Annotated in this window: 26 protein-coding genes and 1 tRNA gene; 10 read left to right on the top strand and 17 right to left on the bottom strand. The window is 65.2% G+C overall.

Annotated elements, in window-relative coordinates; translation table 11 throughout:
• Window positions 1–31 precede the first annotated feature (31 nt).
• From kynA to kynB, 3 genes are read right to left on the bottom strand one after another with little or no spacing between them, the layout of a single operon-like run.
• A complete protein-coding gene (gene kynA / locus AAHM38_RS17215; RefSeq protein WP_369812425.1) occupies window positions 32–868 on the bottom strand; it encodes a tryptophan 2,3-dioxygenase in 837 nt (278 codons plus the stop codon).
• Between the two features lie 40 nt (window positions 869–908).
• Complete coding sequence (kynU, locus tag AAHM38_RS17210; protein WP_116574701.1) at window positions 909–2,162, bottom strand: kynureninase; 1,254 nt, start codon at window positions 2,160–2,162, stop codon at window positions 909–911.
• A 45-nt stretch (window positions 2,163–2,207) separates the two neighbouring features.
• On the bottom strand, window positions 2,208–2,837 hold the full coding sequence (gene kynB, locus AAHM38_RS17205) for an arylformamidase (protein WP_012761497.1): 630 nt from the start codon (window positions 2,835–2,837) through the stop codon (window positions 2,208–2,210).
• Window positions 2,838–2,985: 148 nt separating this feature from the next.
• Between kynB and AAHM38_RS17200 the strand changes: the two genes are divergently transcribed.
• Together AAHM38_RS17200 and AAHM38_RS17195 are read left to right on the top strand one after the other, a co-directional pair.
• Window positions 2,986–3,513, top strand: coding sequence for an Lrp/AsnC family transcriptional regulator (locus AAHM38_RS17200; protein ID WP_004629463.1), 528 nt, complete (start codon window positions 2,986–2,988; stop codon window positions 3,511–3,513).
• An 88-nt stretch (window positions 3,514–3,601) separates the two neighbouring features.
• Window positions 3,602–3,808, top strand: a complete 207-nt coding sequence (locus AAHM38_RS17195; RefSeq protein ID WP_004629461.1) for a DUF3079 domain-containing protein — start codon at window positions 3,602–3,604, stop codon at window positions 3,806–3,808.
• A gap of 13 nt (window positions 3,809–3,821) precedes the next feature.
• On the opposite strand, the gene AAHM38_RS17190 is transcribed toward AAHM38_RS17195, so the two are convergent.
• The gene (locus tag AAHM38_RS17190) at window positions 3,822–4,400 is read right to left on the bottom strand and encodes a flavin reductase family protein (RefSeq protein WP_012761498.1); all 579 of its coding nucleotides are present in this window, start codon (window positions 4,398–4,400) and stop codon (window positions 3,822–3,824) included.
• Between the two features lie 180 nt (window positions 4,401–4,580).
• Between AAHM38_RS17190 and msrA the strand changes: the two genes are divergently transcribed.
• Window positions 4,581–5,141, top strand: a complete 561-nt coding sequence (msrA, locus tag AAHM38_RS17185; protein WP_009238772.1) for a peptide-methionine (S)-S-oxide reductase MsrA — start codon at window positions 4,581–4,583, stop codon at window positions 5,139–5,141.
• 15 nt (window positions 5,142–5,156) lie between these two features.
• Here msrA and AAHM38_RS17180 read toward each other — a convergent pair whose 3' ends face one another.
• The 3 genes from AAHM38_RS17180 to pdxH form a co-directional block, all read right to left on the bottom strand.
• Entirely contained in the window at window positions 5,157–6,242 is a 1,086-nt protein-coding gene (locus tag AAHM38_RS17180; RefSeq protein WP_116574702.1) for a DUF72 domain-containing protein, read from the bottom strand.
• 4 nt (window positions 6,243–6,246) lie between these two features.
• Window positions 6,247–7,467 (bottom strand): SAM-dependent methyltransferase, encoded by a 1,221-nt coding sequence (locus AAHM38_RS17175; RefSeq protein ID WP_009238770.1) that lies wholly within the window; start codon window positions 7,465–7,467, stop codon window positions 6,247–6,249.
• 195 nt (window positions 7,468–7,662) lie between these two features.
• Complete coding sequence (gene pdxH / locus AAHM38_RS17170; RefSeq protein ID WP_116574703.1) at window positions 7,663–8,301, bottom strand: pyridoxamine 5'-phosphate oxidase; 639 nt, start codon at window positions 8,299–8,301, stop codon at window positions 7,663–7,665.
• A gap of 204 nt (window positions 8,302–8,505) precedes the next feature.
• Here pdxH and AAHM38_RS17165 point away from each other — a divergent pair, with 204 nt between their 5' ends.
• Genes AAHM38_RS17165 through AAHM38_RS17155 form a run of 3 tightly spaced genes read left to right on the top strand, consistent with a single transcriptional unit; the run spans window position 8,506 to window position 11,898 of the window.
• Complete coding sequence (locus tag AAHM38_RS17165; protein WP_116574704.1) at window positions 8,506–8,991, top strand: sugar dehydrogenase complex small subunit; 486 nt, start codon at window positions 8,506–8,508, stop codon at window positions 8,989–8,991.
• Window positions 8,991–10,613 carry a GMC family oxidoreductase gene (locus tag AAHM38_RS17160; RefSeq protein ID WP_116574705.1) on the top strand — a complete coding sequence of 541 codons (1,623 nt, stop codon included), beginning with the start codon at window positions 8,991–8,993 and terminating at the stop codon, window positions 10,611–10,613. The genes AAHM38_RS17165 and AAHM38_RS17160 overlap by 1 nt, the downstream gene beginning before the upstream one ends.
• Before the next feature lies 1 nt (window position 10,614).
• The gene (locus AAHM38_RS17155) at window positions 10,615–11,898 is read left to right on the top strand and encodes a c-type cytochrome (RefSeq protein WP_116574706.1); all 1,284 of its coding nucleotides are present in this window, start codon (window positions 10,615–10,617) and stop codon (window positions 11,896–11,898) included.
• Between the two features lie 22 nt (window positions 11,899–11,920).
• On the opposite strand, the gene AAHM38_RS17150 is transcribed toward AAHM38_RS17155, so the two are convergent.
• Window positions 11,921–14,218, bottom strand: coding sequence for an AsmA family protein (locus AAHM38_RS17150; RefSeq protein WP_116574707.1), 2,298 nt, complete (start codon window positions 14,216–14,218; stop codon window positions 11,921–11,923).
• An 81-nt stretch (window positions 14,219–14,299) separates the two neighbouring features.
• Here AAHM38_RS17150 and tcdA point away from each other — a divergent pair, with 81 nt between their 5' ends.
• On the top strand, window positions 14,300–15,202 hold the full coding sequence (gene tcdA / locus AAHM38_RS17145) for a tRNA cyclic N6-threonylcarbamoyladenosine(37) synthase TcdA (RefSeq protein ID WP_116574708.1): 903 nt from the start codon (window positions 14,300–14,302) through the stop codon (window positions 15,200–15,202).
• On the opposite strand, the gene AAHM38_RS17140 is transcribed toward tcdA, so the two are convergent.
• From AAHM38_RS17140 to trxA, 4 genes are all read right to left on the bottom strand, one after another.
• Window positions 15,170–15,538 carry a thioredoxin family protein gene (locus AAHM38_RS17140; protein ID WP_065857163.1) on the bottom strand — a complete coding sequence of 123 codons (369 nt, stop codon included), beginning with the start codon at window positions 15,536–15,538 and terminating at the stop codon, window positions 15,170–15,172. The genes tcdA and AAHM38_RS17140 overlap by 33 nt on opposite strands.
• Before the next feature lie 97 nt (window positions 15,539–15,635).
• Entirely contained in the window at window positions 15,636–16,052 is a 417-nt protein-coding gene (locus AAHM38_RS17135) for a bacteriohemerythrin (protein ID WP_116574709.1), read from the bottom strand.
• An 81-nt stretch (window positions 16,053–16,133) separates the two neighbouring features.
• On the bottom strand, window positions 16,134–16,799 hold the full coding sequence (locus AAHM38_RS17130) for a DsbA family protein (RefSeq protein WP_116574710.1): 666 nt from the start codon (window positions 16,797–16,799) through the stop codon (window positions 16,134–16,136).
• A gap of 10 nt (window positions 16,800–16,809) precedes the next feature.
• Entirely contained in the window at window positions 16,810–17,655 is an 846-nt protein-coding gene (gene trxA, locus AAHM38_RS17125) for a thioredoxin (protein ID WP_116574711.1), read from the bottom strand.
• Between the two features lie 208 nt (window positions 17,656–17,863).
• Here trxA and AAHM38_RS17120 point away from each other — a divergent pair, with 208 nt between their 5' ends.
• Complete coding sequence (locus tag AAHM38_RS17120) at window positions 17,864–19,570, top strand: long-chain fatty acid--CoA ligase (RefSeq protein WP_116574712.1); 1,707 nt, start codon at window positions 17,864–17,866, stop codon at window positions 19,568–19,570.
• 39 nt (window positions 19,571–19,609) lie between these two features.
• Here AAHM38_RS17120 and AAHM38_RS17115 read toward each other — a convergent pair whose 3' ends face one another.
• From AAHM38_RS17115 to AAHM38_RS17095, 5 genes are all read right to left on the bottom strand, one after another.
• Window positions 19,610–20,404, bottom strand: a complete 795-nt coding sequence (locus AAHM38_RS17115) for an ankyrin repeat domain-containing protein (protein WP_342234307.1) — start codon at window positions 20,402–20,404, stop codon at window positions 19,610–19,612.
• An 11-nt stretch (window positions 20,405–20,415) separates the two neighbouring features.
• Complete coding sequence (locus tag AAHM38_RS17110; protein WP_116574713.1) at window positions 20,416–21,165, bottom strand: gamma-glutamylcyclotransferase; 750 nt, start codon at window positions 21,163–21,165, stop codon at window positions 20,416–20,418.
• A gap of 136 nt (window positions 21,166–21,301) precedes the next feature.
• Window positions 21,302–21,377 (bottom strand) — tRNA-Cys (locus AAHM38_RS17105).
• A 64-nt stretch (window positions 21,378–21,441) separates the two neighbouring features.
• On the bottom strand, window positions 21,442–21,795 hold the full coding sequence (locus AAHM38_RS17100) for an FKBP-type peptidyl-prolyl cis-trans isomerase (RefSeq protein ID WP_012761517.1): 354 nt from the start codon (window positions 21,793–21,795) through the stop codon (window positions 21,442–21,444).
• Between the two features lie 42 nt (window positions 21,796–21,837).
• Window positions 21,838–22,389, bottom strand: coding sequence for a YaeQ family protein (locus tag AAHM38_RS17095; RefSeq protein WP_116574714.1), 552 nt, complete (start codon window positions 22,387–22,389; stop codon window positions 21,838–21,840).
• Window positions 22,390–22,561: 172 nt separating this feature from the next.
• Between AAHM38_RS17095 and AAHM38_RS17090 the strand changes: the two genes are divergently transcribed.
• Together AAHM38_RS17090 and AAHM38_RS17085 are read left to right on the top strand one after the other, a co-directional pair.
• Entirely contained in the window at window positions 22,562–25,435 is a 2,874-nt protein-coding gene (locus AAHM38_RS17090; protein WP_116574878.1) for a DUF2339 domain-containing protein, read from the top strand.
• Window positions 25,432–26,754, top strand: a complete 1,323-nt coding sequence (locus AAHM38_RS17085) for a DUF3999 domain-containing protein (RefSeq protein WP_116574715.1) — start codon at window positions 25,432–25,434, stop codon at window positions 26,752–26,754. Before AAHM38_RS17090 ends, AAHM38_RS17085 begins: the two co-directional genes overlap by 4 nt.
• The last annotated feature ends 19 nt before the right edge of the window (window positions 26,755–26,773 follow it).

Raw genomic sequence — 26,773 nt, 5'->3', positions numbered from 1 at the left:
GATGAAACAAGGGGTGCGCCGACAACCAAAATCAAAGATCCGTCCGCAACTTCCAAAGCTCCGGAAACAACACCACATCCAGCATCTTCCGCAGGTAGCCGACACCTTCGGTGCCGCCCGTGCCACGCTTGAAACCAATCACGCGCTCCACCGTGGTCACATGTCGGAAGCGCCATTGCCGGAACGCGTCTTCCAGATCGACGAACTTCTCAGCCAGCTCGTACAGCTCCCAGTGGTGCGTCGGGTCGCGATAGACCTCGAGCCACGCCGCTTCCACCGAGGCGTTGTAAGTCACGGGCCGCGACCAGTCACGCTCGATGCAATCCGCGTCGAATGCAAAGCCGTGACGCGCCATGTAACGCACCGCCTCGTCATACAGCGACGGCGTTTCCAGTGCAGTCTTGACCTGTTGGTAATGCTCCGTGCGATGCGCATGTGGCTTGAGCATCGCCGCGTTCTTGTTGCCGAGAATGAATTCGATCTCGCGGTACTGATACGACTGGAAGCCCGACGATTGCCCCAGGTGCGGACGCATGGCGGAGTATTCCGGCGGCGTCATCGTGGCGAGCACGTTCCACGCCTGCACCAGCTGATCCATGATGCGCGACACGCGCGCCAGCATCTTGAACGCAGGCGGCAGGTTGTCATTGCGCACGCAATCCCGCGCGGCGCGCAGCTCGTGCAACATCAGCTTCATCCACAGCTCGGTGGTCTGGTGCTGGACGATGAAGAGCATCTCGTTGTGATCCGGCGAGCGCGGGTGTTGTGCGTTCAATATCTGGTCGAGCGCGAGGTAGTCGCCATAGCTCATCGATTTTGAAAAATCGAGCTGCGCGTCGTGCCAGCCTTCGCCCTGGGGGGCATGCATGGGGCAGCCCGATGCTGCGGGTTGGTTCGGGTTCGACATCTCAGGTCACCAGCGTACGTTCGTTGAATTGGGCCGATTGCCACGCGCCGGTTTCCAGCACATCGCGCCACACCTCCACGGCATCCCACACATCGGCAAAGCTCGTATACAGCGGCGTGAAACCGAAGCGCATGATGCGTGGCTCGCGGTAGTCGCCGATCACGCCGCGCGCGATCAGTGCCTGCACCACGGCATAGCCGTTGGGGTGTTCGTAGCTGACATGGCTGCCGCGGATGGCGTGGTCGCGCGGCGTAACGAGCGTGAGCGGAAAGCCAGCGCAGCGGGTTTCCACCAGCGTGATGAAGAGGTCGGTGAGCGCGAGCGACTTGGCACGCAGCGCGGCCATCGACGTCTGCGCGAAGATGTCGAGCCCGCATTCCACCATCGCCATCGACGTGATCGGCTGCGTGCCGCACAGGAAGCGGCCGATGCCGGCATCGGCGTCGTAGCGCGACTCCATCGCGAACGGCCGCGCATGGCCCCACCAGCCGGACAGCGGCTGCCAGAAGCGTTCGCGCAGCGCGGGCGCCACCCACACGAAGGCCGGCGAGCCAGGGCCGCCATTCAGGTATTTGTAGGTGCAGCCGATGGCGTAATCCGCGCCGCCAGCGTGCAGGTCGACGGGCACGGCGCCGGCCGAATGCGCCAGATCCCAGATGGCCAGCGCGCCGTGCTTGTGCGCCAGCGCCGAGACGGCCGCCATGTCGTACATGTGCCCGCTCTTGTAGTTCACGTGCGTCAGCATGGTGACGGCGACGTCGTCGCCCAGCGCGCCTTCCAGCTCTTCCGGCGAGTCGATCAGGCGCAGTTTGTAGCCGTCGCGCAGCAGGTCGGCCAGGCCTTCAGCGATGTAGAGGTCGGTCGGAAAGTTATGCGTTTCCGACACGATGATCTTGCGGGCGGGCGCGTCTTCGCGCTGCACGCGAATCGCGGCGGCCAGCACCTTGAAGAGATTGATCGATGTGGTGTCGGTGACGACGACTTCGTCTTCGCGCGCACCAATCAGCGGGGCAAGCTTGTTGCCCAGGCGGCGCGGCAACTCAAACCAGCCGGCCTGGTTCCAGCTGCGGATCAGGCCATTGCCCCATTCGTTGGCGACGACTTCCTGCGCGCGGGCGAGCGCAGCTTTCGGGCGGGCGCCCAGAGAGTTGCCGTCGAGATAAATCGCGCCGTCGGGCAGCGCAAAGGCGTCGCGCAGCGCGGCGATCGGATCGGCCGCGTCGCGTTCGACGCAGGAGTTGCGGGTGATGGTCACGTGAATGCCGGGTGAAAAGGGGTGGGTGTTCTGTCGTTGTGTCGATCAGGGGAGGCTGCGCAGCACGGCGCGCACCGGACTCGCATCGAGCGTGGCGAACTTGAGTGGCAGGGCGATCAGTTCGTAATCGCCGGCGGGCACGTCGTCAAGCACGAGCCCTTCGAGGATGGCGAGGCCGTGTTTGCCCACGGCGTGGTGCGCGTCCATGGTCTTGGAGGTCTGCGGGTCGAGCGAGGCGGTGTCGACGCCAATGAGCTTGACGCCGTGCGCGGCCATCAATGCGATCGTCTCGGGCGCAACGGCGGCAAAGTCGTCGTCCCACGCGGTTTGCGGCATCTGTGCGTACGTGCGCAGCAGCACGCGGGGCGGTGTGCAGGTCAGCGCTTCCCGCACGTGTTCCGGCTCGACGCGCGCTACACCTACGCAGTGGATAACGCGGCATGGGCCCAGGTAGGCGTCCAGCGGCACCTGGCCGATGGCAGTGCCATCCGCGCGGTAGTGCAGCGGGGCATCGGCATGCGCACCCGTGTGCGGCGAGAGCGTGATGCGTCCGACGTTGACTGGGCAGTCACCTTCGAGCTTCCACGCAATTTCCTGCGAAAACGGCGTATCGCCGGGCCAAGTGGGCGTGGCAGGCGAGAGGGCGGGGCTGATGTCCCACAAAGTGCGTTCCAAGGCGGCTCCGGGGCGGAAAATTCGTTGAATCCGTGCCGAAATGATAGGGAAATCCGCGCGCAATGGGTTTGCATAATCGTGCGCGTCATCGCATCAGATTCACATAAAATGCAAAGCAATCAAAAGATGACGCAAGGAAGCGCGAAGAATGCAACTCGATACCACCGATCTGCGCATTCTGCAGGTGTTGCAGGAAGACGGCCGCATCAGCAACCAGGATTTGGCGGAGCGCGTCGCGCTGTCGCCGTCAGCGTGCCTGCGGCGGGTGCGGATGCTGGAAGAGGGCGGCGCCATCACCGGTTATCGGGCGCAACTGGGCCGCGCCGCGCTCGGGCTGGAACTGGAAGCGATCGTGCAGGTGTCGATGCGCCAAGACGTGACGGGCTGGCACGAGACGTTCATGGCCGCCGTGCAGAGTTGGCCCGAGATCGTGGCCGCTTACATCATCACTGGGGATTGCAACTACATCCTGCGCGTGCAGGCGCCCAACCTGCAGCACTACTCGGAGTTCATCATCGAGCGGCTGTACAAGACGCCTGGCGTGATGGACATCCGCTCGAATATCGTTCTGCGCACCATCAAGGACCGCGACGGCGGTCTGGCGCTGTTGATGGAAGCGCGGGGCGTGCGTCCGCTCGAGGGCAAGGCGACGGGCAAGGGCGGGAGAGCAAAGTAGAAAGTGGCGCCGGACTTTCTGACGAGAATCAATCCCCTACTGAAAGCATGCGCGGATAGTGGCCCTGTGTTGTCGACCGGAGCGGGCCATGGCCAAGAAGTTTCCGCTGCATCCTGTGCACCCCGAGCGCATCTGCTGGGGCTGCGACAAGTATTGCTCCACCGACGCCCTGGGCTGCGGCAACGGCTCGGGCCGCACGCAGCACCCCGCCGAGCTGCTCGGCGACGACTGGTATGAATTCGGCGATTGGGGCATCGACGCGGACGCGCCGCAGAAACCAGGCACGCCCGCCTAATATAGCTGGCTGGTCAGTCGCCGATGCGCGTGAGCGACGAGAACGCGCCTCGATGGAACACCAGCGGTGCGCCATTCGCGTCGATCACGCCGCAGCGCTCGACTTCACCGACGAAGATGACGTGGTCACCCTCGTCATATCGGCTGCGGTTATGGCACTCGAACCAGGCCAGGGATTGCCCGAGGATCGGCAGGCCGGTGGGGCTCAGGCGGTAGTCGATGTTGGCAAAGCGGTCGCCCTTGAGCGTGGCGAAGCGCTTGCACAGGGCCAGTTGCTCGGCTGCGAGAACATTGATGACGTAGTGCGAGCCTGCGTGGAACAACGGAAATGAATTCGCCTGCACGCCCAGGCTCCACAGCACCAGCGGCGGGTCCAGCGACACTGAATTGAACGAGCTGGCCGTCACCCCGACGAAAGCCGGCGTACCTGGCCGGCCTTCCGAGCGCGTGGTGACCACCGTCACGCCAGTGGCAAACTGGGACAGGGCATGCCGGAAATGCGCGGCATCGAAATCGGGCGGGGTGGCGCGGCCATGTGGGCGTCGATGCGCCGACGCCTCGCGCGCGGAAGATTCCGGGTCGCGCGCATCCATGGGAATGGCTCCGTTTTGGTCCATGAAAACTACCGAAAGTAATGCTCAATTGTAACGGACGCGCGATAGGCCGCGCCCGGGTAGGGCTTTGCATGATTCTGCGGTCATATGGGGGAGCCTGTGTCAGGATTAGAGCCTTCGGCCGACCAATGGCAGCCCAATCAATGCAGGAGAATCCGAATGACTGAACAACGCGCCCTTGAAACCGCCGTCCTGGGCGGAGGCTGCTTCTGGTGCCTGGAAGCCGTGTTCCAGCAGGTGCAAGGGGTGCAGAGCGTGGTGTCCGGCTATGCCGGCGGCCATGTCGATCGCCCGAGTTACCGTGCCGTTTGCAATGGCAACACTGGTCATGCCGAAGTGGTGGCCGTGAAGTTCGACCCCGCCGTGATCCCGTATCGCGAGATTCTCGACATCTTCTTCGCCATTCACGACCCAACCACGGTTGATCGCCAGGGCAACGACGTTGGCCCGCAATACCGCTCGGCCATCTTCGCGCAAACGCCCGAGCAACTGGCGACGGCGCGCACGGCCATCGCCGAGCTGGGCGCCAGCGACATCTTTGAAGCGCCCATCGTGACCGAACTGGTGGATGCCGCTGACGGCAAGGTCACCTTCTGGCGCGCAGAGGACGAGCACCAGAACTACTTCCGCGACCACCCGGCCCAGGGCTACTGCGCGTTCGTCATCTCGCCCAAGGTGGCGAAATTCCGCAAGCAGTTCGCACACCGCTTGCAGGGTTAGGAGAGGACGCCGAGGCTACGCTGCGTCTGCCGGCAAGCGCGCGGCAATGGCCTCGGCCAGCTTGATGCACGACAACGGGGATGATCCTTCTGCCTTGTTGCTGACCAGGATCGTTACCCTGCGCCCAGCCGCCAGCGCGGCGACCGCCATGTCGGCCAGCGTCTCGCGCGAGAACGGGTCTTCATCGACGAGCTTGTTGAACGGTTTGTACGCTGCTTCGGCTTGCGCGTAGCGATAGCGGCTGTTCAGGTTCCAGCGCACAACCAACGGGCCACCCCCACCTTCATCCAGCAGCGCGACGGCGGCCGCTTGCCGGTCCACTGCCGGCATCCGCTCATGCAGGCCGACGCAATAACGCACCCCCGCCGCGCGCAGCATTTTGATGAAGCGCGGCGTGAGCAGCGTGGCGTCGCGCAATTCCACCGCGTAGACGGCGTCGGGATTGAGCTGCGGATCGAGTGGCGGCAACGCGGCCAGGAACGCCGCAAGCCGTTCCACGAAGCCGGTGGCATCTTCGGCCAGCGCGCCTAGCGGCGAGAGCTGAAACACCAGCGGCCCGCATCGCGTCCCGAGCCCGCGGGTGGCCGGCTCGACAAAGTCGCGGATCGCAAATTCGGCATTCAGGAAGGCAGGATTGGCCATGCGCCCGCGCCCGTCCGATTCACGAATCCACGCGTCGCATACGGCAGAGGTTGCCTTGACGGCAAAGCGGAAGTCTTCCGGCACGCTGGCCGCGTAGGCGACGTAGTCCGCCAGCGGGATTGGCGAATAGAACCCGCGATCGATACTGACCGTGCGCAGCAACGGGTGCTGGGCATAAGCCGCCAGGCCTTTGCGTGCGAGCATTGAATCGGAGTACTCGCCCGCATACACCAGCCCGTCCCACCCCGGATACGACCACGACGACGTGCCGATGCGCAGATCGCGCGGCAAGCGCTGCGCGAGCGCAGCCACATCGGGCGCAACCACGGCCGGCTGCACACCCTGTCGGGCGGGCGAGCGTTTGGGTTTCGGAGTGGATGTGCCGGGTTCGGCGGTCGCGTTGTCGCTGGGTGCGAGTGGCGCGCCGAACAGATCGTCGATGGGGGAGCTGTCGGCCAAATGGTTACGCGTAGATATAGCGGCGCGACCACGGGATCGTCGTCGCCGACTTGCCGGCCTTCTGCAGCACGGTCTGGAAGATCGAGATTTCGTCGGCGTCGAAGGCGTGTGCGCAGCCGGCCAGGTAGACGCGCCAGATGCGGTACTTCTTCTCGCCCACCATTGCGCGGATGGTTTCGCCGTTGGCCTCGAAGCGCTCGGCCCAGTGCTCGAGCGTGCGCGCATAGTGGCGGCGCAGGCTTTCAACGTCAAGCGCTTCCAGGCCGCCATCCTGCGCGGCGCTCAGCGCCAGCGAGATGTGCGGCAGCTCCCCTTGCGGAAAGACATAGCGATCGATGAAATCGCCGCCGCCCATCGAGCTTTCGCCGCCGGCCGAGTCCGACGACGTGATGCCGTGGTTCATCGCAATGCCGTTGTCGGCCAGCAGGTCGTGCATGCGGCGGAAATACCCGGGCAGGTTCTTGCGGCCGACGTGCTCGAACATGCCGACGCTGGTGATGCGGTCAAACTGGCCGGTCAGGTCGCGGTAGTCCTGGATGCGGATTTCGATCTGGTCTTGCAAGCCGGCCGCCCGCACGCGTTCGGTGGCGAGATCGTACTGGTTTTGCGACAGCGTCACGCCCAGGCAACGCGCGCCGTACTTCTGGGCGGCACGCAGCACCAGCGCACCCCAGCCGCAGCCGATATCGAGCAACGTCTGCCCGGGCTGCAAGCGGATCTTGGTGAGGATGTGGTCGATCTTCTTGAGTTGCGCCTCGTCGAGCGTTTCATCGCCGTTCTCAAAGTAGGCGCAGGAGTAGACCATGTTCTCGTCCAGCCACAGTTTGTAGAAGTCGTTGGAAACGTCGTAGTGGTACTGGATCGATTCCTTGTCGCCTTCCTTCGTGTGGGCGAAGTGGCGCACCACGCGGGCCAGCGCATTGCCGCTGCTGACCGCGGCCGCAGCAGCCAGGCTGTAGCTCACATTGATGATGTCCGCCAGCTTGCCGTCCAGGTCGATCTTTTCCTGGACGTACGCCTCGCCAAGGTTGTTCAGCGTTGGGGAGAGCAGCAGCGGCAGAGCGCTCGCTTCGCGCACGGTGAGCGTGACGCGGGGCTGCTCGAAGCGGCCCAGCTCGTATTGATCACCGTTCCATAACCGCAGGCGCACGGGAAGGTTGGCAGACTCGCGGATGTCCTGGATCCACTGCTCAAGTTTGCGGTCAATCGCCTGTTGGAAAAACATGTCGACGCCTCCCTGATGTGCCAGTGTTCGGGACGGCCATCGGATTGCGGCCCGAACGAATCACTTTAGCTTACGACAAACTTTCCCATTGTGCTGTGCGGGTCTTACGGGGACGTGCCGGACCGATGCTTCGGCAGCAAGCGCCGTGCCGGCATGACGCGATGCGCAATAACGTATTGCGCATCTGCCGTCAGGCTACGGGGCGAGGCGGACGATTGTCCAGCTGCCGTCGGCATGCTTGCGGTACTCCAGCCGATCGTGCAGCCGCGACGGGCGGCCTTGCCAGAATTCCAGCCGCTCGGGCAGCAGCCGGTAGCCGCCCCAGTGGGGCGGGCGCGGCGGGGCGTCGCCAAAGCGCTGGCGGTATTCGGCTTCTCGCGCTTCGAGCGTGGCCCGGTCGGGCACTTCGCTGCTTTGTTCGGAGGCCCATGCGCCCAGGCGCGAGCCCAGCGGCCGCGAGTGGTAATAGGCATCGCTCTCTGCTTCGCTCACCTTCTCGACGATGCCCTGGATGCGCACTTGCCGCTCCAGCCCGATCCAGTGGAACAGCAGCGCTGCGCGCGGATTGGCGGCCAGTTCTTCGCCCTTGTGGCTGGCGTAGTTCGTGAAGAAGGTGAAGCCGCGCTCGTCCAGGTTCTTGAGCAGAACGATGCGGGCCGAGGGCTGGCCATGCGGGTCGACGGTGGCGAGCGTCATGGCGTTGACTTCAGCGATCTCGGCCTTCAGGGCCTCGTCGAACCAGCGGCGGAACTGGCGCAGGGGGTTGGCGTCCACGTCGGCGATGTCGAGCGAAGCGCGGGCGTAATCGGTACGGATATCGGCAATGGAGGTCATGAGCGTGGCGAATGCGGCATGCGAACGGGCCGAGTATAGACAAACACCGCCTGCCGTTATTTGCTTGCGCGCAAAAGGCCTGGCACGGTTTGCGCTTGCGGCGGGAGGCTGGCGATCCGTTTTGCGCCGCTTTATTGGCTAGTCAAGGGTATCAGGCTGCGGCGCTCGCCGCGTCTGCCACAAAAATTTCAACAGGATGTCGAAATGGCCCCCCATTCCCATGTTCCCGACACCGCCGCCGGCCTGACGCGCCGCCAGTGGCTGCAGGGCACGCTGGCATTGGCTGCGGCCGGGCTGGCGGGCTCGCAGGTGCTGCGCGCGGTCGCCCAGGGCCCGACTGAATCGCTCGATGCGTTCATGGCGTTGTCACAGGCGCTGACGGCACGGCCCGCGCTGGATCGCGGCGTGGGCACGCGGTTGCTGGCGGCCCTTGGCAAATCCAGCGCTGACTTTGCCGCGCAATTGCGGCCGCTGGCGCAGGCGTTGGCAGCGGGCTCGCTTTCCGATGCCCAGCAGAAGACCGCGCTGCAGATTCTCGAAGCGTGGTACCTGGGCGTGGTCGACGGCAATGTCGTCACGTACGAGCAGGCGCTGATGTATAGCGTGGTTTCAGACACGCTCGTCATCCGCACGTATTGCCCCAACCAGCCCGGCTTCTGGGCCGAGCCCCCCGTCGAGAGGCAAGCCTGATGGCCCAATCTGAACAAACTCGCCAACAAGCCGATATCGTAGTGGTGGGCTCCGGCGTGGCCGGGGCGCTGGTGGCGTACGAGCTGGCGCGCGCGGGCAAGTCAGTGCTGATGCTCGAAGCCGGCCCGCGCCTGCCGCGCTGGGAAATTGTCGAGCGCTTCCGCAACCAGGCCGACAAGATGGATTTCATGGCGCCGTATCCGTCAACGCCATGGGCACCGCATCCGGAATATGGCCCGCCCAACAACTACCTCGTGCTCAAGGGTGAGCATCAGTTCAACTCGCAGTACATCCGGGCGGTGGGCGGCACGACGTGGCACTGGGCCGCATCGACGTGGCGCTTCCTTCCGAACGATTTCAAGCTGCGCAGCGTGTATGGCATCGCGCGCGACTGGCCGATCCAGTATCAGGATCTGGAGCGCTATTACGGCCTGGCCGAAGAGGCCCTCGGCGTCTGGGGACCGAACGACGAAGACCTCGGTTCGCCGCGTAGCCAGCCTTATCCGATGACGCCGCTCCCGCTCTCGTTCAGTGAACGCACGATCAAGGACGCGCTCAATGCGCACGACGCGAGCTTCCACGTGGTCACCGAGCCGGTGGCGCGCAACAGTCGCCCGTACGACGGTCGCCCCACCTGCTGCGGCAACAACAACTGCATGCCGATCTGCCCGATCGGTGCGATGTACAACGGCATCGTGCATGTGGAGAAAGCCGAGCAGGCCGGCGCACGGCTGATCGAGAACGCCGTGGTCTTCAAGCTCGAAGTCGGCCCCAACAAGCGCATCGTGGCGGCGCGGTACAAGGATTCGAAAGGCGCCGAGCACCGCGTGGAAGGCAAGTGGTTCGTGCTGGCTGCCAACGGCATCGAAACGCCCAAGCTGATGCTGATGTCGACCAGCCAGGATTTTCCGAAGGGCGTGGGCAACAGCTCCGACATGGTGGGGCGCAACCTGATGGACCATCCCGGCACCGGCGTGAGCTTCTATGCCGACCGCAAGCTATGGCCGGGACGCGGGCCGCAGGAAATGACGTCGCTGATCGGCTTTCGCGATGGGCCGTTTCGCGCCACGCAGGCTGGCAAGAAGCTGCACCTGTCGAACATCTCGCGCATCGAGCAGGAAACGCAGCGCATCTTCAAGGAAGGCAAGCTCATCAAGCCGGCCGACCTCGATGCACGCATTCGCGACCAGGCCGCGCGCTACGTGCAGTTCGACAGCTTTCACGAGATCTTGCCGCTGCCCGAGAACCGCATCGTGCCGAGTGCGACGGAAGTGGACGCCATCGGCATTCCACGCCCCGAGATCACGTACCACATTGACGATTACGTCAAACGCAGCGCCGTGCATACGCGGGAGGTCTACGCGACGGCAGCCCAGGTAATGGGCGGCACCAATGTCGAATTCCACGACGACTTCGCACCCAACAATCACATCACCGGCGCAACCATCATGGGGGCCGATCCGAAAGACTCCGTGGTCGACAAGGATTGCCGGACGTTCGACCATCCGAATCTGTTCATCAGCAGCAGTTCCACCATGCCGACGGTGGGCACCGTCAACGTGACGCTGACCATCGCGGCACTGGCCCTGCGTATTGCCGATCAACTGAAGCAGGAGGCGTGAGATGAAAGCGATCGCTTCCTTCTCGCTGCTGTTGCTCGCCGGCCCGCTGGCGAATGCGTGGGCGAAGGACACGCCGGCCGACACCGCACAGATCAAACGCGGCGAATACCTCGCCATTGCGGCGGACTGCGCAGCCTGCCATACGGCGCCCGGCGGCAAGCCCTTTGCCGGCGGCTTGCCGATGCAGATTCCGATGCTGGGCACGATCTACAGCAGCAACATCACGCCCGATGAAAAGACCGGCATCGGCAAATGGACCTACGAAGAATTCGAGCGCGCCGTGCGAAAGGGCGTGGACGATGACGGCAACAACCTGTATCCGGCCATGCCGTATCCGTCGTACGCCAAGATCAACGATGCGGACATGCGCGATCTCTATGCGTACTTCCGCAACGGCGTGACGGCGGTGGAAAACCGGCGGCCGCGTAGCACGATCCGATGGCCGCTGAACATGCGCTGGCCGCTCAAGCTTTGGAACCTTCTCTTCCTCAAGAGCGAGCCGTACACCCCCAAGAGTGACAAGTCGCCGACGTGGAATCGCGGTGCGTACCTCACGCAAGGCCTGGCGCACTGCGGCACGTGCCATACACCGCGCGGTTTCGCCATGCAGGAGAAGGCGCTGGACGAGCGCGGCAGCGGCTATCTGGCTGGCTCGACGCTCTCGGGCTGGACGGCGTTCAACATCACCTCGGACCCGACGAGCGGCATCGGCGCATGGAAGCCCGAACAGCTCGTGCAATACCTGCGCACCGGCAGTGTGCCCGGCGTGGCACAGGCCGAAGGTCCGATGGGTGAAGCCGTGCAGCACAGCTTTTCGAAGATGACGATGCAGGACGTCCAGGCCATCGCCGAATATCTGCGGACCGTGCCCGCGGTGAGCAACAACCTCGAACGCGCACGGCAGGATTGGGGCAAGCCCGCCACCGATGTGACTATGCTGCGCGGCAAGCCCATCGAGACCACCATCGACGCCGCGCGCCTGTATCTCGGCAATTGCGCGTCGTGTCACCAGGCCGATGGACGCGGCACGCCCGATGGCTACTACCCGCCGTTGCTGCACAACTCCACGGTGGGCACGCGGGACACGACCAACCTCGTGCAGGTGATTTTGTTTGGCATTGAGCGCAAGGCTGGCGACAAGCACATCGGCATGCCGGCCTTTGCCCGTCAGTTGTCGGACGAGCAGCTTGCCGCCCTCACGAACTACGTCACGCGCCAGTTTGGTGACCCGGCCACGCCGGAGGTGACTGCCGAAGCCATCGCAAAGCGGCGTTCAGCGAAGTAGCGGTGACGGAGCCGGCGGCAGATCAGCCGCCGGTCGTATGCGGGTCGCGCGACGCGGGGGCTGCGGGGCGGGCGGCAGAACGCTGGGGCGCCGCAGTTTTGCCCGGGTCGGGCTGCGTCGATTTCAAATCGCCTTCCGGCGTGCGCCCCGGGTTATTGCTGCGATACGTCTTGCCGGGCGGCGGCGCGGTCGGGCGTTGACGCACATCGGCGAGCAGCTTGCCGCAGGCACTCTCCGGCGCGGGCTTGAGTTCGAGCACCGGCAGTACCGCCGCCACCGGCGCCGTCAATGCCAGAGCAACCGCACCGCCTGCACGCAGTGCCACGACGGCCGGGTTGACCGACACATCCGGATGCTTGTACGTGCCCTTCACATACAGGGGCGTGCGCAGCGAAAACACGCGCAGACCCTTCGAATCCGGGTGGATGGTGAAGTCCAGGGCTTCCTGCTTGAAGCTCGTCGCGCCGGTCACGTCGATGACGGCATCCTGTGTATCCACCACAAACGTGCGTGCCTGCGCCAGACCATTGCTCACGGCAAAGTCCCCGGCCGCGCAGTTGATGGTGACCTGCTTGTCGCCGAAGAGCTTGGTCAGGATCACGTTGCCGACGTTCAGCCCCATGGCTTCCAGGATGAACTTGCTGATGGTGCCTTGCTCCACGAGCATCTTCACCTCGCCGTTGGACGAACCGAGCAGCGCCGCCACCGAGTTCCCCGTCGCCGAGAGCCGGGCGTCTCCGTTGATCTCACCCACGCTGGCCCGCACCGATTCGATTTTCGGAAACAGTTGCTTGATCTTGAAATGCCGTGCCGCCAGCGCCGCGCGCGCCTGCATCGGCGTGGCGTGTCCGTCGAGCTGGATGTTGGAGGTGAGCGTGCCGCCCGCAATGCCGAAGTTGAGCGGATCGAGCGTGAGCACCGCGTCCTGCAGCTTGATGTGCGTGACGAGGTGGTTGATCGGCAGGTCTGCGGTCTGGACGATGCGTTCGCCGGTGAACTTCACGTCCGCGTCGATGGCGTTCCAGCGATCGGTGCGGAACGGCTCGACCGGCAAGACTTTGTCGGCGGGCTGGCGCACGGTTTTGCTGTCGTCGGGGTCGGCGCTTGGGTCGGCACGCTTGGCCTTGCTGGCGTTGGAGTCGGCACCGATGATCGGCGCGAGGTCGGCAAACAGCAATTGATGCGAGACCAGTTCGCCCGTCAATTGCGGACGCGGCTCGCGCATCGCATAAGTGAGCGTGCCGCCCAGATCGGAACCGCCCACGCGCCCCGTGAATTTCTCGTAGCGCCACGTCGAGCCTTGCTTGCGCAGTTCGCCGATCAGTCGGCCCCGCGTGTCAAACGGCGGCGTGTCGGGCAGCACCACGCCGGTCAGCGGATACAACTGCGCCATGCTCGCGCCCGATAGGTGCAAGCGTAAATCGAGCGCCGTCAGGCTGGCAGGGTTGGTGAGCGTGCCAGCCAGGTCGATGCGCGTCTTGCCGACCGTCACATCGGCCTGCAGCGGGTAAGGACGTTGGGCGTCCTGCAGACGCAGTACGCCGCCGGCCTTGCCGGTGCCGTTGATGGTGGCGTTGTTGTAGGTGCCCTTGACCGTCCACGCGATGCCATACGGCTGCTGCGGATCCGGCGCGACTGGCGTCTGCGCCGCAGTGCCGGAAGCTGCTGCGCCCGAAGCAGCCGGCACCTTGGCGGGCTGGTCCGCGCTCTGGACGACGGTGCCGTTGGCGGCGGTGTACAGCGCCTGGTTGTCGACGGTGTCGATGGTCGCGGTCAGGTGGATGCGCTTGATGTCGTCGTCCAGCACCAGCGAGCCCTTGCTGAATGCGATCTCCCGCAGGTCCAGTTTCCAATCCGATGGCTTCTTGTTGTCGCCCTCGCTGCCCGCCAGGTTGAACGTCCAGTTGTTGCGGTTCTGCTTGTCGCGCTCCAGCGCAATGGCGGGCGTGTCGAGCGTCACGCTCGGGATAACGATCCGATGCGCCAGCAGCGGCAGCGCCTCCAGCACAAACGTCAGTTGATGGATGGTGGCGACGTGCGGTTGCTTGGCCCAGTCCGGGTTGCCGACCGTGATGTCGTTGGCGATCAATCGCGGCCATGGCACATACGCGCGCCAGCCGGATTCGCCTTGAGGCTTCTTCCACGTGAGGATCAGGTCGCCGTTGATGGCGAAGGGGCGCCCGATGGCTTGCGAGACGCGGTCATTCAGATAAGGCCTGGCGCGGTTCCAGTCGAACGTCAGCACAAAGATGACCGCCGCTGCCACGATGACGACGGGTGTGATGACCAGTCCGAGGGCGAGTTTGCCGGATGTACGCATCGTGTTTTTGTTGGTATTGGCACAAAAATGCGACCGCGCGCGTTGATATATAGTTCGGCGCAACCAGGATTCAATTGTGTCATGAGCCAAGTAGCAATCAGTGCGCCCGCGCACCCGCCCATCCTCGATGACGAATACGCACGCCGGTTTGGCGGCGTCGCCCGGCTGTACGGCCCGCAGGCCCTCGAGCGGTTTGCGGCGGCGCATGTGTGCGTCATCGGCATCGGCGGCGTGGGGTCGTGGGTGGCTGAGGCGGTGGCGCGTTGCGGTGTCGGCAAGTTCACGCTGATCGACCTCGATCACATTGCCGTGTCCAACACCAACCGCCAGATCCACGCGCTGGGCGACGCGTATGGCATGGCCAAGGTCGACGCCATGGCCGAGCGCATTCTCCAGATCAATCCGCGCGCCGAAATCAGCCGCATCGACGATTTCGTGACCGTCGAAAACGTCGAGGCATTGCTCGGGCACCCGTTCGACTACGTGATCGACGCCATCGATGCTGTGAAGGTGAAGACGGCCATCATCGCGTTCTGCAAACGCACCGGCAAACGCGTCGTGACGTGCGGCGCCGCGGGTGGGCAATTGGACCCCACGCGCATTCGCGTGACCGATCTCTCGCGCACGATTCAAGACCCGCTGCTGGCCAAGGTGCGCGGCAACCTGCGTCGCCAGCACGGCTTTTCGAAAAACCCGAAGTCGCGTTTCGGTATCGACGCGGTGTTCTCCGACGAGCCGCTGCGCTACCCCGAACCCGAGCGGCAGGCGTGCGCTGTGGAGTTGCCGGTCGAGTCCAGCCACGCCGGCATCGACGACCTTGCAGCGGCGGGCCACATTGCCGTGGTCAACGCGCCGCCCGCGCCACAGCCTGCGCAGGGGCCGCAGGGCCTGGCATGCGCGGGGTTTGGTTCGTCCGTATGTGTGACGGCGGTGTTCGGGATGGTGGCCGCGTCAACGGCGCTGCGGGCGATCGCCGGCGTCTGATGGCGTATTGCTTGATCGAGGAATGACCTGATCCAGCTTCTCGCGGATGGTGTCGGCATAGACGCCCGACCATCCATCGCGCGGCTGGCAGTCAGCAAAGACCACAAAACCAGGCATGACCGACACGCCGTATCGATCGGCGGTGTGCTGGTTTTCGTCGAAGTCCATCGTGACGAAGGTGGCACGTCCGGCGTAGCTCGATTCCATCTGCTCGAGGCTGGCCACGGCGGCCTGGCTCGGGTGGCTCCACTCTGCGGCAAAGCACACGACCACCGGGTTGCGTTGCGAGGCGTCGATCACATCGGATTGAAACGAGGCATCGTTGACGATCTTCATGGGCGCTCCCAGGCTGGAGTGGACGCCCGCGCATCGAAGGCCAGCGGGCAGGGCCATTCTGACTCTAGGCAGCAGATCGCCGGTCGACAACCCGCGTTCAGCCAACGTGCTCGATATTGCGCACCGAATTGCCCATTTGCACCAGATATGTCGTCATCATGCGGTCCATTACGTCGACATGCTGGGCAAACCAGGCCGGCAACTCCGCCACGAGCCTGCGGCCGAGGTCCATGTCGCCGGCGGCGGCGCGCTTGCGCACTTCGCGGCACAGCGCCAGCACGTTGTCGTGCTCGCCGCGATGGCAGTGGCGCGGGGGAAAGTCCGCCGCGTCCATCCATCCGTTCTCTTCAGCGAAGTGGTGCTCGGTGTGGTCGATGAAGGCGTCGAGCGCGGAAATGAACTCGGCATCCGATGCATCTGCAACGGCATTGAGCAACGCACAGAACTCGACGTGGTTGGCGTCAGTGGCAGCGTCTCCGAGTTGGAGTGCCTCCGACCATTCGATCACGGGCATGGCAGGCTGAAGAATTGGATGGGCGAGGCGGTCAGCTTAAGCGACGGCCGCCTCGCCACAGTTTGACGACGGGCAAACGTATTAGCCGGCGTCCGGCGCGGGATGTTGCTGCAGCACTTCCACCGCCCGCGCATAGAGCGCCACGGATGGGGCATAGCCACGCCCGATCTGGTACAGCGTGCCGCCCTGTTCGGCCAGCAAACTGGGGAAGCCGGTGATACCCCAGCGGCGCGACAGGCGGAAGTCTTCGCGTGTTTCATCGCGCAGCGCATCCGTGTCGAACACGGCATCGAAGTGTTCCGCCTCAACGCCATTGGCGAGCGCAACTTCGCGCAGCACACCGGCCTGTGTGGTGTCGCGGCCTTCGGCGTAGAAGGCGTGCTGGATGGCATGGAAGAAGGTGAGCACGCGTTCGTCGTCCTCAGCCCAGTGTTCGCGCGCCATGACGACGGCGCGGCAGGCGGGTTCGGTGTCGTAGACGAAGCCGTCACGGCGCATCGCCACCGCGGGCGACTGGTCGAACGGCATGCCGCTGCGTTCGGCCACGGCATGCCAGTGGTGGAGGATTTCGTCGCGCTTGTCTGCGGCCATCGGTTCGCGCTGCCCGGGGCGCAGGCCGCCGGTGATGACCGTAACACGCGCCGGTGCGCCCAGCGTGTCCGCCAGCCGCTTGCGCAGGTCAGCCAACTGTGGACCGAAGCCGTAGCACCAGGAACACATCGGATCGGCCACGTAGATCAATCGCATGATGGCTGCCTCAATTCAATTTGGACGCAAGCTGCCGGCGCCAGTGTGATACCGCCTGGGGCGCGTCGCGCATCATGTCGAACACCGAAACCATGGTCTTGCGCGCAATGTCGTCGCGGAAGGCGCGATCCCGCTCGACGATGGCGAGCAATTGCTCCAGGGCGGCTTCGTAATCCTGGCCGGCGATGTACTGCTGTGCCAGGTCGAGCCGTGCCTGCAGATTGTCCGGTTGCGCTTGCACGACCGTGCGCAAGGCGCCGGCATCGGGCAGCGTATCGGCCCGTTCGGTGGCCCTCAGGCGCGTTTCCAGCGGGGCATAGCGCGCATCCTGCGGCGCCTTGGGCGAGAGCAATGCGAATTCGTCCTGCGCGGCATGCGCGTCGCCGGTGTCGAGCAGCAGGTTCACCAGCGCAAAGCGCGCGGCATCGAAGCCGGGGTCGAAGGCCAGCGCGTTCTGGAACGCTTCGCGCGCGAGGGCGGTTTCGCCGGCTTGGCTCGCGGCGAGCCCTTCGCGATAGGCGACTTCGGCGGGTTGCGGAATCACGCGGTCAAGGAAGGCACGCAATTGCGCTTCGGGCAACACGCCGACGAACTGGTCGACCGGCTTGCCATCGACGAACGCCACCACGTACGGGATGCTGCGGACGTGGAACTGGGCGGAAAGCTCGGGGTTTTCGTCGGAGTTGATCTTGGCGAGCTTCCATTTGCCGGCGTATTCGGCCTCCAGCTTTTCCAGCATCGGGCCCAATGTGCGGCACGGGCCGCACCACGGCGCCCAGAAATCGACCAGCACCGGGATCTGGCGTGAGGTTTCGACCACTTCCTGCGCGAAATTCTGCGAGGTGATGTCGCTCATCGTCGGGCTTCTCCTGAGGGGCAATGGCGCCGGTATATCCGCCGGCGAGAGGTATCGTGCATTTTACTTGGGGTGGGCCGGGCCGTTTCGAGGCCGCCTGCCGTCCGTCTGCCCGCCGCATAACGTATGTCAGAGCAACGGTTGAAAATAGAACGATCGTTCGGATACCATCGGGTAAAAACAACACACAGATTTACGGAGACATGGCATGACACGACCGCACTTCCAGTTCTGGCCCCGACGTTTGCCGCACAACATCAGCTCGCCGCAAACGAGCCTTTGGTACAACCTGGAAGTGTCGGCGCGACGCTATCCGGACAAGGATGCCGTCATCTTCTACGGTCGGCACACCACATTCCACGAACTGCACGATGACGCGGTGGCCGTAGCCGGCTGGCTGCAGCAGGTGGCGGGGGTGCAGAAGGGTGATCGCGTGCTGCTGTATATGCAGAACTGTCCGCAGTTCATGGCCGCTTACTACGGCATCTTGAGGGCCGATGCAGTGGTCGTGCCTGTCAATCCGATGAACCGGCCCGAAGAGTTCAAGCATTACGTGACCGATTCGGGCGCTGCCACGGTCATCTGCAGCGCAGACCTGGCCGTCAATGTGACGACGGCCAACGCCGAGCTGCCGGAAGCGCAGCGCACCAGGCACCTGCTGGTCACGTCGTACGCCGATGCGCTGCCTGCCACGTACGAATATCCCGAAGATGCGCCCCCCGCCTGGATCACCGCTCAGCATCCGGCGCAGCCCGGCGCCGTTGCATGGAACGACGTGCTCGCGCAGCGCCTTGTGCCCGGCCCGCACACCGCTGGACCCGACGACCTTGCCGTGATGCCGTACACGTCGGGCACGACGGGTTTCCCGAAGGGCTGCATGCACCCGCACCGCACGGTGATGCACAACATCGTCGGCGGTTCGATGTGGTCGAACGCGACGAAGGAAGGCGTGAGCCTGTCGATCATCCCGTTGTTCCATGTGACCGGCATGCAGTACGGCATGAACGCGCCGATCTACATGGGTTCGACGGTCGTGATGCTGCCGCGCTGGGATCGAGAGGTGGCGGGGCGGCTGATCTCGCGCTACAAGATCACGCATTGGACGAACATCCCCACCATGGTCATCGACTTCCTGGCGAGTCCGCAGCTCGCGGAGTTCGACCTGTCGAGCCTCACCTACATCGGCGGCGGTGGCGCGGCGATGCCGCAGGCCGTGGCCGAGCGGCTGCTGAAGGATTTCAACCTCGCATACCAGGAAGGCTACGGCCTGTCGGAAACCATCGCGCCGACGCACAGCAATCCGGCTGATCGGGCCAAGCAGCAGTGCCTGGGCATTCCCGTGTTCAACACCGACGCGCGCATCGTCGATCCGCAGACGCTCAAGGAGTTGCCCCCGGGCGAGGTGGGCGAAATCATTGTCAGCGGCCCGCAGGTGTTCCTCGGCTACTGGGGCAAGCCGCAGGCCAGCGCGGAAGTCTTCATCGAGTTCGAAGGCAAGCGCTTCTTCCGCACCGGCGACCTTGGCCGGATGGACGAAGACGGCTACTTCTTCCTCACCGACCGGCTGAAACGCATGATCAACGCGTCGGGCTTCAAGGTGTGGCCGGCCGAGGTGGAAAGCCTGCTGTACAAGCATCCCGACGTACAGGAGGCCTGCATCATCGGCACGCGCGATGCGTATCGCGGCGAGTCGGTCAAGGCGGTGGTGGTGCTCAAGGCCCACGCCAAGGGCAAGACCACCGAAGACGACATCATCAACTGGGCGCGCGACAACATGGCGGCCTACAAGTACCCGCGCGTGGTGGAGTTTGTGGACGCGCTGCCCAAGTCCGGGACGGGCAAGGTGATGTGGCGCACGCTGCAGGAGCAGGAAAACGCAAGAAATGAAGCAGCCGGGAAACCGGCCGCTTCTTAAAGCGCGCAGCAAGAGAAAGGGGCCCGAGTGGCCCCTTTTTCAATGTCCGCGCGCCTTGAAGAGCAGCGCGCCGATGCCGTGGAAACCACGCTGACGCGCATGCCGCATCGGCGTGACGCCACCGCGGTCGGCCAGGTTCGGGTCCGCTCCGCCGTCGAGCAGAACTTGTACGGTCTTCTCGTATTTGTCGCTGCCATCGCCCAGCGCCACGGCTTCGATCAGCGCGGTCAGGCCCAGGTTGTTTGTGGCATCGGGTGGAACGCCGGCCTTCACGAGTTCATTGACGACTTCGACATAGCCACGACGCGCGGCCGGGATGAGCGCGGTGTCGCCGTCAGCGTTGGTGGCGCGCAGGTTGGCGCCGTGCGACAGGGCTAAGCGCACCGTTTCCGCATCGCCCTGGCTGGCAGCGAGCAGAAAGGCGCTGTTCTGCGTGTTGTCCTGCAGGTTGACGTCGGCACCGGCCTGGATGAGGAGGCGTGCCGCCGCGCCCATGTGCGCCATGACGGCAGCGATGAGCGCGGTGCGGCCATCGGCGTCGCGCGCCTTGAGGCTGGCGCCTTCGGCCAGCAACGACTGGATCGCCATCGTGATGCCGGCCTGTGCGGCAAGGATCAGGTCGCGGTCACGCGTGGCCGGGTCGCTGCGGCGCACGGGGCGGGTGTCCGCGGCGTGGGTCGCACCGGGTGCGACTTTCGCGCCGGCGCTGGCCGCCACATGCAGGATGGGCAGATGCTGCTCCTGCCACGCGTTGGCCATGTCGCCCACAGCCAACGCCATCCCCAGCATTACGCCGATGAGCTGGTTGAGCGCGGGATGCGGAGCGATGAGCATGGCGGGCGGGTTCAGGCGCTGAGATAGGGATCGGGCAGCGGCGCGGTGTCCGTGGCGTCCGCTGCGTCGGTCGTGGCGGAGGGAGAGTTTGCCGCGTCCGTGGCCTGCAGGCGCGACCATAGGCGGTCCAGATACGGATCGTGCAGCCCATTGCTGGCCAGGCCGATCAGCGTGCGCTGCAGGTATTCGCGTGCCGGGCCGTACAGCCCGACCGCCTCGCGCAGGCAGCCGACCACGCGCTCGTCCGGCAGGCGGCCGGCATAGGCTTCATGCGCGCGGTTCATGACAAAGGCCAGCGCCAGGACGCGTTTGCCGTTGATGTCGGTCGGCAGCCAGCGAGGGAGATACGCGCCGGTCAGCATTTCGCGGCGCCACAGCACGCGAAATTCATGCTCGACATGGTCGCGCGGAACGCGGAAGGCCACGCCTCGGCAACTGCCGCCACGGTCCAGTCCGAGTACGAGCCCGGGATTGTCCCAGGTGCCGCGGTTGATGCGGGAATAGAGATAGAAGCCGCGGTGATAGCCGTGCACCGTGGCGCGGGCGGCCTCGGTGTGGAAGATCATCGGGTTCCAGATCAGCGAGCCGTAACCGAACACCCAGGCGTCCTGGCAATCGCCGGGCGCAGCCGACAACCGCGCGAGCGTCGATGCAAGCGACGCTTCCAGCGCAGCCTCGGTCAGCAACGACGACGCGACGGGCGAATCACCCAGGGCGGCGCGCAACCGGTTCTGTTCGAGATCCTCTCGGGTGACGGCCATGTCGCAAGCATAGAGCAATCGTAAAGACTGGTCACGCAGGCGGACGCCCGATGGCCCGGAAACAGGGCGTTGCGAGTGTAGGCAGAGGCTTGACTATGGCGCGGCCGCAACGGTGAAGCGTGGGCAGCCGAAAAACTGGAGGCGGGGGATCGGAATTGAACCGTCTTATACGGCTTTGCAAGCCGCAGCATTGACCACTCTGCCACCCCGCCGGGGGAGGCGGCTCGTGATGCACCGTGTGACGCATCGCAAGCCGGAGCGGATTCTAGCGCAGGATCAGACTTCCAGCAGGTCGACTTCAAAAAGCAACGTTGCGTTCGGGGGGATCACGCCGCCGGCGCCGCGTGCGCCGTAGCCCAGGGCTGCCGGGATGATCAGCTTGCGCGTGCCGCCGACCTTCATGCCTTGCACGCCTTCGTCCCAGCCCTTGATGACCATGCCGCCGCCCAGGTGGAAGGCGAAGGGGTCGTTACGGTCTTTGCTGGAATCGAATTTCTTGCCGGCCTGGCCGTTTTCGTAGAGCCAGCCGGTGTAATGCACGGTGACGTATTTGCCGGCCGTGGCTTCAGCGCCGTCGCCGACGACGACATCTTCGTATTGCAGGCCGCTTGCGGTGGTTTCGATGGTCATGATGAGCCTCGTGGAGTGACGTGGGTGATGAGGGGAAAGGTCTCAGGCAGCGTCTGCGGCCTTCAGCGTTTCGAGCTGGACGAGAACGTTGTCCGCGTCGTTGGCGATCCAGATGTCGCCGTCCTGGATGGTGACTTGCAGACGCATGGTGCGTTCCACCATGGCGGCCAGCGCGGCCACCGTGTCCGCCCCGACTTCGTACACGGACACGTTGGCAAAGCGCGTGATCTTGGTCTCGGTTTGTTGCCACCACACGCGGCTCGCGTTGCCACTATAGGTATAGACGGCGACCTGCTCCGCACGGTTGCTGGCCTTGCGGATGCGGGTGTCGTCGGGGTTGCCCAGGTCGATCCACAACTCGATGGCGTCGGTCAGGTCGCGCTGCCAGAGCTCGGGCTCGTCGGGCTCCGACAGACCGCGTGTGAAGGCGAGCGTTTCGCTGGCGTGGCGGGCGAAGGCGAGCACGCGCACCATCATGCGTTCGTCGTTCTCGCTCGGGTGGCGGGCGACGGTCAGCGCGTGGTTGGCGTAGTAGTGGCGATCCATGTCGGCGATCTGCAGATCGACCTTGTAGATCGTGGATTTCAGGGCCATGCGAGTGGTCGGCAAATGGGCCGTTTTTGGCAAAGCGCGCATTGTCGCACGGGCCGATGAAGCTGAAGGCATTGCCGGGGCGCATTCCCAACGGCAGCCGTTTGCGGTATACGAGCGGTGCGTGCGCCAGTCGGCGCATGGTTTTCCTATCCAAACCAGGACAATCAGAACGATGCGTTGGATATTCGGAATCGTGGGGCTGCTGCTCGGAGGCCTGTCGGGGGGCGTCATCGGGGCGTTCTTTGGGGCGTTGATCGGTCTGGGACTGGCCTCGCTGATTTTGTACATGGACAAGCGGGCGAGCGCGCAGTGGGCCAATCCGCCCGACGGCGCCGGCGCAACAGGCGCGACGTCGAGCCATGCGGCCACGCAGGCAGCCGTGTCGCCGCCGCCCGCGACGCTGCAGGAGCGGGTGGCGCGGCTGGAGCACGAGGTTTCGCTCCTGCGCCGGCAACTGGCTGAAATGAAAGGCGGAGCGTTCGTCGCGCCTGCCGATGTGGAACAGGCAGCCGCAGAGGTGCCACCGGTCGTGGCCGAGGCATTGCCGCCCGTGGACACGCCTGCGGTGCCTGTGCCCGTGTCCTTGCCTGCGCCGCAGGTTGCGGTTCCGCAGCCAATGCCTCAATCTGCTGCGCAACCCGTGCCCGTCTTGGCACCGCACGAGCCCGATTGGGTCGAGCGCGCCGTGGGCGCTGCCCGCGACTGGCTGCTGGGCGGCAACAGCGTGGTGCGGGTCGGCATTCTGGTCCTGTTTTTCGGCGTGGCGTTCCTGCTCAAGTACGCGGCGGACAACAGCCTACTGCCGGTCGAGTTCCGGCTGGCGGGTGTGGCGGTCGGCGCGATTGCCTTGCTGGGCATCGGCTGGCGCCTGCGAGAGAAGCGCCCGAGCTATGCGTTGGTGTTGCAGGGTGGCGGGGTCGGCGTGCTGTATCTGACGGTGTTTGCAGCCACACGCGTGGTGCCGCTGCTCAGCCCGGGGATGGCGTTTCCGCTGCTGGTGCTGATCTGCGCGCTGGCCGCCGGGCTGGCGGTCAAGCAGAACGCGCCGGCGCTCGCCTTTACCGGCAGCGCGGGCGGATTCCTGGCGCCGATTCTGATCTCGACTGGACAGGGCAGCCACGTAGCGCTGTTCAGCTATTACGCACTGCTCAACGCAGGCATCTTCGCCATTGCGTGGTTCCGGGCGTGGCGGGCGCTGAATCTGCTCGGCTTTGTCTTTACGTTCGGCATTGCCACGGCGTGGGGCGTGCTGCGCTATCAGCCATCGTTGCTGGCGAGCACCGAGCCGTTCCTGATCCTCTTCTTCCTGATGTATGTGGGCATTGCGCTGCTGACCGCGCTGCGCCGCCATGTCAGCCTCACCAACTACGTTGACGGCACGCTGGTGTTCGGCACGCCGCTGGTGGCAATGGGTTTGCAGACTGGGCTGGTGCACCACATTCCGTTTGCGATGGCGTGGAGCGCCACCGCGCTGGCCGCGTTCTATCTGGGGATTGCGGGCTGGCTGGCGCGGAGGCGTGCCAGCCTTGGCCTGCTGTACGAGGCGATGTTCGCGCTGGGGGTGATCTTCATCACGCTGGCGATCCCGCTGGCTTTCGATGGGCGCACCACCAGTGCGGTCTGGGCGCTGGAAGGGGCCGCTGTGGTGTGGCTGGGCGTGCGCCAGCAGCGGCGGCTGGCGTTGGCGGCAGGCGTGCTCCTGCAACTTGCGGCGGGCGCCGCCTTCGCCGTGGATGCCGTGTTCGATTGGGCGCCGCAGAGCGGCTGGGCCGTGCTCAACAGCCGCTATATCGGCGGGGTATTGATTGCGCTGGCGGGCGTCTTCAGCGGCTGGCGTCTGCATGGCAAGGCGGAGGTGCGTGCGTGGCTGAAGGCGGCGCCGGTGCTCGGGATTGTCGCGTCGGTGTGGGGCTTGCTGTGGTGGCTCGGCAGCGGCAGCAACGAGATTGATCGCTGGGCCTGGCGCATCGCCAGCAAGACCGTCGACCGGCCGGACATTCCGCTGTATGCCGCCTTTGCCGTGCTGACGGCGTGGGCTGCACACGGCCTGCGCCGCAAGCTCGATTGGGCACTGGCCGAGTGGCCTGCGCTGGCGTTGTCGCCGGTGCTGGCGCTGATTTCGCTGGCTGCGATCGAACACTGGGTGCCCTCTCCGCTGGCCGGGTGGGGCGGGCTGGTGTGGATTGCCGCTGTGGTGCTGACCTTCGTGCTGCTGCGCCGCCAGGAACGCGACGTGAAAGACCGCATCCTCGCGCCGCTGCATACCGTGCTGTTCTGGCTGATCTGCGGCGTACTGGCGACGGAAGGCTACTGGCGCCTCGATGCCTACGTGCCCGAGGGCACCTGGAGTTTTGCCGCCTGGGCTTATGCCTATGGCGCGTTGCTGGCCCTGCTGGCGGGCGCCGGATGGCGCATTCGCTGGCCGATCGCCCGGTTCGAGCGCGCCTACCTGCTGTGGGGTGCCGCGCCGCTGGCTGCCCTGCTGTGGCTATGGAGCCTGGCGAGCGCCGCCAGCGACGGCAATGCCGCGCCGCTGTTCTACCTGCCGATTCTCAATCCGCTGGACGTGGCGCAACTGCTGGTTTTCCTTGCCATCGCGCTGTGGATGCGCCGCGTGGCGCTGCGCAAGCTCGTGCCTGAGCCGATGGTCATCGGCTACGCCATCGGCGCGACGCTGTTCATCTGGGCCAACGCGGTGCTGCTGCGCACGCTGCACCACTGGACGCATATTCCGTACACGCTGGACGATCTGGGGGCCTCGATGCTGGTGCAGGCGTCGCTGTCGATGTTCTGGACGGTGCTGGCGTTGGCGGTGATGGTGTTTGCCACGCGGCGCGCCAGCCGGGCGCTGTGGTTCACCGGCGGAGCGCTGCTGGGCGTGACGGTGGTCAAGCTGTTCCTGTTCGACCTGTCACGCGTCACGGGTGTGGAGCGCATCGTGTCGTTTATCGGGATTGGCGTGCTGCTGTTGTTGATCGGCTATCTGTCGCCGTTGCCGCCGAAGCCCAAAACCAGCGCCGGAGCTGAAACCGGGGAGGTTCTGTGAAGAAGGTTGCTCTTGCGATGGCCGTGGCGTCGCTGTTGTCTGCGCCGGCCTGGGCCGAACGCTTTGCGTTGACCGGCACGCCCGGCGCCCCGTACTACGCCGTCACGCTGAGCGAAGACGTCTATGCCCATGCCCGCGAGGCCAATCTGGCCGACCTGCGCATCCTCAATGGCGACGGCGAGCCCGTGCCTTTTACCATCGATATCCCGCGCGATCCGCCGCCCCAGGCACGCACGCTGCGGGACGTGCACTGGTTCGCCACGCCCATCGACGATGTACAGAAGCCCGGCGCCGCTGGTGTCGTGCTCGGTACCGATGGCGTGCTGCGTGCGACCGGCGCTCAGCTGTCGCAGGCGTCTGTGCGCGCGTGGGTGGTCGACCTCAGCCAGCTTCGTGACACGGTGACTGCGCTGGTCGTCGCGCTGCCCGCTGCGGAATTCCAGAGCGGTGTGAGCGTGCAGGCCAGCGATGACTTGCAACACTGGAGCCCGGTCGCTCAGGCCACGCTGTTCCGTCTGTCCAACCAGGGCAGCACGCTGGTGCAGGATCGCATCGAGTTCACCGGGCTGCGTGCGAAATACCTGCGCCTGACGTGGCAAGGCAAACCGCCTGTGCCGGATGCCGTGCGTGCAGAGCTGGCTGCAGGTGTGCCGGTGGCACTGGCGGATAGCGCCATTCAGTGGCGCCCGGGTCTGGCGCCGGTGCAAACGCCCGCCGCAGGCGATTACCAGTTCGATATCGGCGGCGTGTTCCCGGTCGAGCGTGTGAAGATCCGTCTGCCGCAAGCCAACACCGTCGCACAGGCAACGTTCTATGCGCGGGCCGATGCCCAGGCGCCCTGGCGGCCGGTCACATCTGCCCGCCTGTTCCGGCTGGCTGGGGCCGACGGGAAGGGCGAGCAGGAGAGCGCGGCCATCACGGTGCCCGCCACGGGGGAGCGCTACTGGCGTCTGCAGGTCGACACGCGCAGCGGCGGCCTCGGTGCCGGCGCGCCGGAATTGGCGATCGGCTGGCGTCCGGCCACCGTCACGTATGCGGCGCGCGGCAATGTGCCGTTCACGCTGGCGGTGGCGGAAGTGGCGCGCGGCAATCCGGTCGCACGCGCGGATCTGCTGGCAGGTGCGTCGCCCGTCATTGCGCAGGCACAGCTCGGTGCGATGAGCGATTCGCCTGCCGACGCGCTGACAGCCGAGCCACCCGGTGGCCGCCGGCGCCAGTGGGTGCTGTGGGGCGCGCTGTTGGCCGCGGTAGCGGTGCTGGGCGGGATGGCTTGGCGGTTGTTCCGCGCGCCGTCGGTGCCACCGGATGCTTCGACGTAATCTGCATTGCCCAAAGAAA

Origin of the sequence: Ralstonia sp. OTU4908, assembly GCF_038440115.1 — a bacterium.
Lineage (GTDB): Bacteria > Pseudomonadota > Gammaproteobacteria > Burkholderiales > Burkholderiaceae > Ralstonia > Ralstonia pickettii.
This window is presented reverse-complemented; position numbering and strand designations above follow the sequence as displayed.